Source organism: Maribacter sp. (genome assembly GCF_049667165.1).
In the GTDB taxonomy this organism is placed as follows: Bacteria; Bacteroidota; Bacteroidia; order Flavobacteriales; family Flavobacteriaceae; genus Maribacter_A.
This window is the reverse complement of record NZ_JBATHS010000152.1, coordinates 1-9,705: the sequence shown is the minus strand read 5'-3', so window position 1 is coordinate 9,705 and position 9,705 is coordinate 1. Positions and strand designations below refer to the sequence as shown.

Here is a 9,705-nt window from a genome sequence, read left to right as displayed (position 1 = left end):
TCATCGGGTACCAAGCCCCTTTTTGCCCCTTTTATAAAATCAACATAGGCTATGGTGACGGGCTGTCCATTAAAATCAACATGCCATGGCAGGTTTGACTTAAGGGCCTCAGGTGTTACAATAAGGTCATCTTCGAGTATTTTTCTGCGAGGTTCCCCATCGATCTCACCATCCATTTTAACGGTAAGAAAGGTTTTGTCCGAATAGAAAACACTTTCGGAACTTCCCTCCCTAATAGGCATCATACCCTCAAAACTGATATATCGCGTGACAAAGGCACCTAGAATGATCAAAATCCATGAGAGGTGTAGAAGTAATACGGGCCATTTTTCCTTTCTAAGGAGTTTATATTTGAAGATATTGCCCACAAAATTAATCACGAAAAATACCATGATCAACTCGAACCAAGTGGCATTATAGATCCATATCCTTGCCGTTTCCGTACTATACCAGCTTTCGATAAACGTACCAAAGGCCATGGCCGTTGCAAATGCGATAAACAAAACCGCCATTAAGCGGGTAGAAAAAAATATTTTTTTGAACAAATCCTTCATAAATGCTTCGTAATTGTTTTATGCAGAGTGCAAAAATACAGTATTTTAAATACATTAAAAGGTCTTTTAACAAAGCTCGAAGTTTTGAATGCAGCACGAATAATCCAACATAAAAAAAGGCTGTTTTTTATAATTGCCCCTTTCCATAATATTGGCGAACAAAGGTTCGATACTTACTAAAAATAGTCCACTAGATTAATTATATGGTTATTTTCGCATTATGATCCGTATTGTCATCCTAGGAACAGGTAATGTTGCCAAACATTTGTACAAGGCATTCAAGGCGCAAGACAGTCTTGAAGTCGTGCAGGTCTACGGTCGTAATCCTAAAGCCTTAAGGTATTTTGAGCCCTATACAAAAACCACATCGGAACTATCCAATATCATGGTCGCTGATGTTTATATGTTGGCCGTTAGCGATGATGCCATCGGTACATTGTCAAAGCAATTGAACCTGACACAAGGGATATTGGTACACACGTCGGGTAGTGTTGCCATGAATCTATTGCCAAACAGGATGGGTCGGGGCGTCTTTTATCCACTACAAACCTTTAGTGAAAACAGGGTCCTCGATTTTAAGGAGATTCCCATTTGTATTGAAGCAAGTGATGATGATGGTCTTAGGCTATTGACTCAGTTGGCCTCCGCCCTATCTGAAACGGTGGTTCCACTGAATAGCAAAAAAAGAAGAGCCCTGCATTTGGCAGCAGTTTTCGCAAATAATTTCACAAACCACATGTATCACCTGTCCCATGAATTCTGTGATCAGAAAGATGTACCCTTCAAATTATTGCTTCCCTTGATCAAGGAAACCGCCGATAAACTTGAGGGCTTATCCCCTTACGATGCGCAAACGGGACCCGCGCGAAGAAACGATAAGGGTACGCTTAAAAAACATCTGTCCCAATTGAAAAGTGAAAATCATAAAAAAATATATTCCCTTTTAAGCAAATCAATTCAAACAACCTATGGAAAAAAGTTATAAGCAATATTTAAAGGATATTACCACGTTTGTGTTCGATGTGGATGGGGTTTTTACCGATGGAACCGTTTTGGTAACTTCTGGCGGTGAGCTCTTGCGCAAAATGAGCGTAAAAGACGGTTTCGCCCTTAAAACTGCCGTAAATAAAGGATATAACGTTTGTATTATAACTGGAGGCACCAATGAAGGGGTTAAAGCGCGTTTAAAGGGCTTGGGTGTAACTACCTTCTATATGGGCGCCCATAATAAGGCAGAGCCGCTGGGTGAATATTTGGACGTCTATAGCATTTCTCCAGAAAATGTGCTGTATATGGGGGATGACCTACCAGACATCGCCCCTATGCAAAAGATAGTGTTACCGACTTGTCCCCAGAATGCCGTACAGGAAGTAAAAGCCGTATGTAAATATATTTCCCATAAAAACGGTGGGGATGGATGTGTTCGTGATGTTATTGAACAAGTCTTAAAGGTACGCGGGGATTGGTTCACAGATTTTAACGATGCCAATGCTTAATTATGTTTATGGTTCAATTGAATGGAAACAAGATTATTTTGGCCTCTGGCTCCCCGAGAAGAAAACAATTCTTTGAGGATATGGGTTTCACCTTTGAAGTGCGCTTGAAGGAGGTGGAAGAACGTTACCCTCCGGTATTGAAAGGGGGTGAAATAGCTGATTATCTGGCTGAACTGAAAGCCAATGCCTTGAGAGGTTCCCTATCGGACAAGGAAATCCTGATCACTTCGGATACGGTCGTTTGGCATAAGGGAAATTCCTTGGCCAAGCCTGCAGGCACAAAGGAAGCAATCGCCATGCTTAAGGCATTGTCAAATGATTGGCACGAGGTCATCACCGCGGTCACTTTTACGACCAAAACCACACAAAAAACAATAAACCACACCACCAAGGTGAAATTCACGGCACTTAGCGAAGCGGAAATCGTGTATTATGTGGAGAAATACAAACCCTTTGACAAGGCTGGTGGCTATGGGATTCAGGAATGGATCGGACTCATAGGTATCGAGGAAATACAGGGCTCCTATACCAATGTCGTAGGGTTGCCCACCCATTTAGTTTACAAAACGTTAATGAATATGGTCGGTTAACCGATTTTAAGTAGTTTTATAAAAACACGTCTATGAAGAACTGGTTAAGATTGGTAAGGATAGGGCTGCTTTATGCGGCCATTTTCGCATTGTTCGCATCCTGTAAGGAAAATAATAATCAGAAAGGTGTTGATATGGCAAGTAATAAAACAGCCATTGAACCCGGTTCCAAAAAACCCTTATCGTCAGCATTCAAGGAGTATTGGTATGCCGGAAATGCCGAAGTAACCTCATATGCCTTGCAACAGGCCCATTATGGAGAACTACGGGAAGGAAAAGCGGTATTGATTTTCGTGACCGAACCTTTTGTTGCTGACCAACAAGTAAAAGCGGATCAAGAGAACCCTTCGAATATTCCCATATTAAAGCTGAATACTACTAAAAAGTATCTTACCGGAATTTATCCGTATTCGATTATGACGAGCAGTTTTTATCCGGTAGAAGATAATCAACATGCCATGAAAGTTACTTTTTCTGCCCAAGAATGGTGTGGCCATGTTTTTACCCAATTGAACAATCGGGAGACTTTCAATATCAAATCCTTTTCCTACTTCGAAAAGGAAGGCGATAGTGATTTAAAGTTGGAAAAGAACGTCCTCGAAAACGAAATTTGGAACAAGATCAGAATAAATCCCTCAGCATTACCCGTGGGTAAATTTGAGATGATTCCTTCTTTCGAATTTCTTAGGATGTCGCATAAGGAGATTAAAGCGTATCAGGCCATGGCTTCTTTAGAGACTGCCACCGGTGGTAGTACCTATACAATAATATATCCGACCTTACAAAGAACCGTGGTGATCAACTTCATTGCTATGTTCCCATATACCATCGAAAGTTGGACTGATTCATTAACAAGCGGGTTTGGCGACAACGCCAAGGTAATGGTCTCTAAGGCCACTAAAATCAAAACTTTAAAAACCCCCTATTGGCGACAGAATGGAAATAACAGTTTATCTTTGCGCGACACTTTAGGCTTATAATTAATGGAAGAATTCATTGTCATATACCATCAAGAAATATTGGCAACGGTCATAGCGCTGGTTGTACTTATAATTCTGAAATATTTGAGTACGAAGGCGATTCGAAGAATTGGTCGGATCAGTGATTTGAACCAAGCGCGTACGCGGTTGATCATTAAATATGTGAATATCGGGCTTTTTACCATAGGTATTGGGGCCTGCATTTTTATTTGGGGGGTTAATTTTAAGGAAATCGGGCTATTGTTTTCATCGATATTTGCGGTTATCGGAGTTGCCCTATTTGCATCATGGTCTATCCTAAGCAATATTACCGCCGGTGTCATCCTGTTTTTCTCCTTCCCGTTCAAAATAGGGGATCGTATTAGGATTTTGGATGGAGATTTTCCCGATGAAGCCGATATCCTAGATATCAAGGCCTTTCATGTATACTTAAGAAAGGACAATGGTGAATTGGTAACCTACCCCAATAACCTTATGTTGCAAAAAGGGGTGGCATTGATAGCAAAAAACAGTCTTTCGGACGATGACACCCTATAAAGGGTATCTTGTTAAAGAAAACGTAAATGTTGTCCGTTACTTGTGTTTCTTTATATCTTTATAAACCAACTAAAACAAAACCATGCGCAAGATATTGGTATCCTTTCTAGGAATCCTCTTTTTTTTCTGTACCTCTTTTGCCCAAGCACCCAAAAAGAATTCTTCCTCAGAAATTTACCATGCCATCCAAAAATTGAATTTTCTGGGTTCTGCCTTATATATTGCCGCACATCCAGATGACGAGAATACTAGGTTGATATCCTACCTATCGAATGAAGTAAAGGCGAGGACGGCCTATTTGTCCCTTACCCGGGGCGACGGGGGGCAAAACCTTATTGGTCCCGAATTAAGGGAGCTTTTAGGGGTTTTGCGTACACAGGAACTCTTGGCGGCGCGGCGCATCGATGGTGGGGAGCAGTTTTTTACACGGGCCGTTGACTTTGGCTACTCAAAACATCCCGAAGAAACCTTGAAAATTTGGAATAAGGATACCGTTTTAGGGGATGTAGTTCGAATGATACGTTCGTTCAAACCCGATGTCATTATCAATAGATTCGACCACAGGACCCCTGGTTCGACCCATGGCCACCATACGTCATCGGCTATTTTGAGCGTTGCCGCTTTTGATCTTGCCGGAGACCCTACCTCCTATCCCGAACAATTAGGGGAGCTCAACGTCTGGCATCCCAAGCGATTGTTTTTCAATACATCTTGGTGGTTTTACGGAAGCGAGGAAAAATTCGCAGCGGCTGATAAATCAAACATGCTAAGCTTTGACATTGGTATCTATTATCCGATGCTTGGACTTTCAAACAATGAAATTGCCTCTTTGGCCAGCAGTCAGCATCGCTGCCAAGGATTTGGAAGATTGATGTCCCGGGGTAGTGAGAATGAGTATATTGAATTATTGAAAGGAGATTTGCCTCAGGATAAAAAGGATGTTTTCGATGGAATAGATACGACGTGGTCGCGGGTTGAAGGTGGCGAAGCCGTAGGCATCCTCCTTTATGGGATAGAGAAGAACTTCAATTTCAAGGATCCCTCAACACACGTAAAGGAACTCGTGCAGGCCCATCAAATGATACAGGATATCACCGATACCCATTGGAAGACCATCAAGACCAAGGAATTGGAAGCTATCATTGCCTCAATTACCGGATTGTATCTAGAAGCCTCCTCAGAAAATCCAATGGCCAATCCCGGAAGTAGTGTAACCATTGATATAGAGGTGTTGAATCGCAGTAATGCCAAGATCAAACTAAAATCGATGGCCATAGGTGATCTAATTTCAAAGGACAAGGATATCGTACTTGCCAATAATGTAAAACACGACTTAAAGTTCGATCTTCGAGTTCCGGATAACATTAGTTACACGAACCCATATTGGTTGAACAAGAAAGGAACGCTGGGTATGTATACGGTTGAAAATCCCAAATTGATTGGAAATCCGGAAACCCCACCTGCATTCATGGCCCATTTTAATTTGGATTTTGACGGATACCCAATTACCATTACAAAACCGGTAATCCACCGATATTCGAAACCTGACAAGGGTGAATTGTACCAACCATTTGAAATTATGCCAGAAGCCACGGCCCGTTTTGAGGATAAGGTCATCATTTTTGCGGACGGTACACCGAAAAATATCCCGGTTACCATTAAAGCACATCGCGACAGCATTAAAGGGGAAGTCGTTTTTTGTTATGCCCAAGGATGGAATGTAGAACAGAAAAGCAAGCCTTTTTCCATCGCAAAAAAAGGGGACGAACAAATCGTATTCTTTGAATTGACACCGCCATCTCATGAGGATGAAAATTATATTTCCCCCATCATCAAGATAAACGGCAAGGAAATAGCAAAAGAATTGGTCACCATTGCCTATGACCATATCCCCACCCAATCCGTTTTGTTGCCCTCAGAGGCAAAGGTAGTACGATTGGATATCCAAAAAGCAGGGGAACATATCGGATATATTGTGGGCGCAGGTGATGAAGTACCCACAAGTTTAGAACAAATTGGCTACCAAGTACATCTTATAGATCCAAATTCGATTAATGCCGAAACATTGAACAACTATGGTGCGATAGTTGTGGGTATTAGGGCGTACAATGTGGTTCCGGAATTAAGGTTCAAACAAAAATACCTTCTTGATTATGTGGCGAATGGCGGCAATTTGGTCATACAATACAATACGGCAGGCCGATGGGATGCACAGTACAAGGATATTGCCCCCTATCCGCTTACCTTATCTAGGGACAGGGTAACCGATGAGAACTCAAGGGTCGATATCATTGCAAAGAACCATGAACTGGTCAATTATCCCAATAAAATCACTGAAGCCGATTTTAAAGGCTGGGTACAAGAACGGGGACTCTATTTTCCCAATGAATGGGATGCCCATTTCACCCCGATACTATCGATGAACGATGAAGGTGAAACCGCAAAGACCGGAGGACTTTTGATTGCCCCCTATGGCAAAGGAAACTACATTTATACAGGCCTAAGTTTCTTTAGGGAATTACCGGCCGGAGTACCTGGAGCTTATAAACTGTTTGCCAATATGCTTTCTGTTGGCAAGGAAAATTTGAAAAAAAAGACCCCTATAAAAGGCTGAATATGGAAAACGAACTCATCTGGAAAAAAGAATATACGCTGGTTTTGATCTTGAATATCATCTACATCTTGATTTTTGGTTATCTTATGACAGCTTTTATGTAATATGGGGACTTTAGATTGGCTAATTCTTTCAGGAACACTTTTGTTCATCGTGGCCTATGGGGTATGGAAAACCAGGGGCAGTAAGGACGTAGACGATTACGTAAAAGGAGGAAGCGAATCGAAATGGTGGACCATTGGCCTCTCGGTCATGGCCACCCAAGCGAGCGCCATTACATTTTTGTCAACACCGGGCCAAGCATTTCATGATGGTATGGGTTTCGTGCAGTTCTATTTTGGACTTCCCTTGGCGATGATCATCATATGCCTGGTTTTTGTCCCTATCTACCACAAATTAAAGGTTTATACGGCCTATGAGTTCCTAGAAAATCGATTTGATGTAAAAACAAGGTCACTTGCGGCCATACTCTTTTTACTGCAGCGTGGCTTGGCCGCAGGGATTACGATTTTCGCCCCTTCCATAATACTATCTGCCGTTCTTGGGTGGGATTTAAGAACCTTGAACATTATTATTGGTACGCTGGTCATCATTTATACCGTTTCTGGCGGTACAAAAGCGGTCAGTGTAACGCAAAAACAACAAATGTTCATCATTATGGTCGGCATGTTCATGGCCTTTTTCTTCATCTTAGGCTATCTACCCAATGATATAGGCCTAGGAAAGGCCCTGAAGATAGCAGGAGCAAGTGATAAGCTCAATATCCTTGATTTCAGTTTCAATACGAAAAGCCGATATACCTTCTGGAGCGGCATCACTGGTGGACTATTTTTGGCATTGGCTTATTTTGGCACAGATCAAAGTCAGGTACAGCGATATTTATCCGGTAAATCGGTACGGGAAAGCCAATTAGGCCTCATTTTCAATGCAATTTTTAAAATTCCGATGCAATTCTTCATTTTATTGGTCGGGGTCATGGTTTTCGTTTTCTATCAATATAATCCCTCGCCTTTGAACTTTAATCCTGCGGCCACGAATGAGGTCATGAATTCGGAATACGCGAATGACTACAAAGTTTTACAACAGCGTCAACGGGAACTGGAATCAGAAAAGGTGATTGCCCAGAATAAATTTGCAATTGCTCTGGATCTTAAGGAATTTACGGCCATTGAAGCCGCCAAAATGCAGGTCATCGATATTAATAGAAAAGATAGTACGAATAGGGTCGCTGCCAAAACGTTGATCAACCTCGCGGATGATTCTATCGAAACCAATGATAAGGATTATGTCTTTATACATTTTATTCTGAATAATCTACCTAAGGGACTCATAGGACTGCTACTGGCCGTGATCTTATCCGCAGCCATGTCATCCACCGCCTCTGAACTGAATGCGTTGGGTACCATTACGGCACTCGATCTGTACAAACGAGGTACATCGCCAAGGCATTTTTCAGATAAGCATTATGTTCGCGTCTCCAAAGCCTTTACCTTGCTATGGGGGATCATCGCAATTCTAATTGCCTGTATTGCCCACCTTTTTGATAATTTGATACAATTGGTGAATATCATCGGTAGTATATTTTACGGTAATGTCCTAGGGATATTCCTTTTGGCCTTCTTTTTTAAATATGTAAAAGGGAATGCCGTTTTCATTGCAGCGATTCTTACACAAATCTTGATTTGTATCACATACTACAATCTCATTCATATCTACCCTGCCGGCCAGGAAAAATTGGGCTATTTATGGTTGAACTTCATAGGAGCCGCACTGGTCATCATATTCTCATTTCTGTTCGAGGCATTTGACAGATTACTGAAAAAACCACCCATACAGCCCTAGAATGTAACCCTGAAGATGAAAACACCGATTGAAAAGTTGTGTTGGTTTGCCAACGCTATTTTAAGGGTCGTATAATATAACTAAAAGATAAATCCTTAGGATGGATCTGGTATTTATCCAAGGCCATCAATCCCCAGCTATTATCCCCACCAACACCCATTTGTTTATAGTCGATATTAATGTTGACGAGATCGCGTTTTACTATATCGAAGGTATGCCGTTGCTGTTTCGCGTCACCGGCATCAAAATCGGCATTGTACTGATGGTGGGCACTGAAATCGAATGTCTTTGGCGCATATACCTCAATACCCTCTCCAGATGCACTCCTAAATGACACCCGTCGCACATCACATCTATTCCCATTTTCCTGTGGCCGTATATAGGGATAATATAGGTCTTCGACAGTTGCTTCATAAGTACCGACCAAAGCAGCAGTTTTACGATCCTGATAATTTTCGTGAGGACCCCTCCCATACCAATTCACCTGTTGATAGTCATTCTTTATGATAAAATTGGTCCCAAACCGAGGTAATACAGGTAAGTCCTCGCTAATATTGGATAATTGTGTGGTGACCCGAATCTCGCCCTGGTCATTGATATCATAGAAGATACTTACCCCCCCGTGTACATCGGCCAGGGCAAAATCGGACCGAACGCGAATGGTTCCCTTTTCGATTTTAAAAGGATTTTCACTTAATTTCATAGCATCCATGGTCTGATTTCCGTTTGTGGCATCAACGGTCATTTTCGATAATTCTTGATTCTGGGTAGCGTCTTTCCAAGGTTTCAGTTTTTTGGGCATGTCATACCCAAAATCATTGTCGGTGGTCGCCCTCCAGAAATTTGCTGTTATTCCCTCGATGAGAATGTTACCCTGCCCATAATCTATCGACGTAAGCACCCCTTTCTCCGAATCGAATCGAACTTCGAATCCATCTCCTTTGATAATGATGTTTTTATTTTCCGAGGTGATTTCGAGACCGTCACCACTATCAGCCGTTCTAAATGTCCTTGGGATATAATCGCTAAGTTGAAATTGCCCGTAGGCCATCAAATGATCCCTAGGAACCAAAGGAGTTGCTTGCTTGGTAT

General features: G+C 41.9%; 8 protein-coding genes and 1 pseudogene. 7 read left to right on the top strand and 2 right to left on the bottom strand.

Translation table 11 applies throughout. The annotated features are described in order from the left end of the window. Positions 1–554: pseudogene (locus WBM98_RS07800) on the bottom strand (cytochrome C biogenesis protein); the annotation flags it as partial. Between the two features lie 220 nt (positions 555–774). Here WBM98_RS07800 and WBM98_RS07795 point away from each other — a divergent pair. From WBM98_RS07795 to WBM98_RS07765, 7 genes are all read left to right on the top strand, one after another. Then, the gene (locus tag WBM98_RS07795) at positions 775–1,539 is read left to right on the top strand and encodes a Rossmann-like and DUF2520 domain-containing protein (protein WP_424365460.1); all 765 of its coding nucleotides are present in this window, start codon (positions 775–777) and stop codon (positions 1,537–1,539) included. Then, positions 1,523–2,050 (top strand): KdsC family phosphatase, encoded by a 528-nt coding sequence (locus WBM98_RS07790; protein ID WP_424365459.1) that lies wholly within the window; start codon positions 1,523–1,525, stop codon positions 2,048–2,050. The genes WBM98_RS07795 and WBM98_RS07790 overlap by 17 nt, the downstream gene beginning before the upstream one ends. Before the next feature lie 2 nt (positions 2,051–2,052). Then, positions 2,053–2,640 (top strand): Maf family nucleotide pyrophosphatase, encoded by a 588-nt coding sequence (locus WBM98_RS07785; protein ID WP_424365458.1) that lies wholly within the window; start codon positions 2,053–2,055, stop codon positions 2,638–2,640. A gap of 32 nt (positions 2,641–2,672) precedes the next feature. Beyond that, complete coding sequence (locus WBM98_RS07780; protein WP_424365457.1) at positions 2,673–3,620, top strand: septum formation inhibitor Maf; 948 nt, start codon at positions 2,673–2,675, stop codon at positions 3,618–3,620. Positions 3,621–3,623: 3 nt separating this feature from the next. Continuing rightward, complete coding sequence (locus WBM98_RS07775) at positions 3,624–4,157, top strand: mechanosensitive ion channel domain-containing protein (protein ID WP_424365456.1); 534 nt, start codon at positions 3,624–3,626, stop codon at positions 4,155–4,157. Between the two features lie 82 nt (positions 4,158–4,239). Continuing rightward, on the top strand, positions 4,240–6,771 hold the full coding sequence (locus WBM98_RS07770; protein WP_424365455.1) for a PIG-L family deacetylase: 2,532 nt from the start codon (positions 4,240–4,242) through the stop codon (positions 6,769–6,771). 105 nt (positions 6,772–6,876) lie between these two features. After that, a complete protein-coding gene (locus tag WBM98_RS07765; protein ID WP_424365454.1) occupies positions 6,877–8,613 on the top strand; it encodes a sodium:solute symporter in 1,737 nt (578 codons plus the stop codon). Between the two features lie 55 nt (positions 8,614–8,668). Here WBM98_RS07765 and WBM98_RS07760 read toward each other — a convergent pair. Beyond that, the coding region (locus tag WBM98_RS07760) for a beta-galactosidase small subunit (RefSeq protein ID WP_424365453.1) at positions 8,669–9,705 on the bottom strand (1,037 nt) is incomplete at its 5' end.

Coding starts and splice junctions, on each gene's coding strand:
- WBM98_RS07790 (WP_424365459.1), top strand. CDS start 1,523: ATGGAAAAAAGTTATAAGCAATATTTAAAGGATATTACCACGTTTGTG.
- WBM98_RS07765 (WP_424365454.1), top strand. CDS start 6,877: ATGGGGACTTTAGATTGGCTAATTCTTTCAGGAACACTTTTGTTCATC.
- WBM98_RS07785 (WP_424365458.1), top strand. CDS start 2,053: ATGTTTATGGTTCAATTGAATGGAAACAAGATTATTTTGGCCTCTGGC.
- WBM98_RS07775 (WP_424365456.1), top strand. CDS start 3,624: ATGGAAGAATTCATTGTCATATACCATCAAGAAATATTGGCAACGGTC.
- WBM98_RS07770 (WP_424365455.1), top strand. CDS start 4,240: ATGCGCAAGATATTGGTATCCTTTCTAGGAATCCTCTTTTTTTTCTGT.
- WBM98_RS07780 (WP_424365457.1), top strand. CDS start 2,673: ATGAAGAACTGGTTAAGATTGGTAAGGATAGGGCTGCTTTATGCGGCC.
- WBM98_RS07795 (WP_424365460.1), top strand. CDS start 775: ATGATCCGTATTGTCATCCTAGGAACAGGTAATGTTGCCAAACATTTG.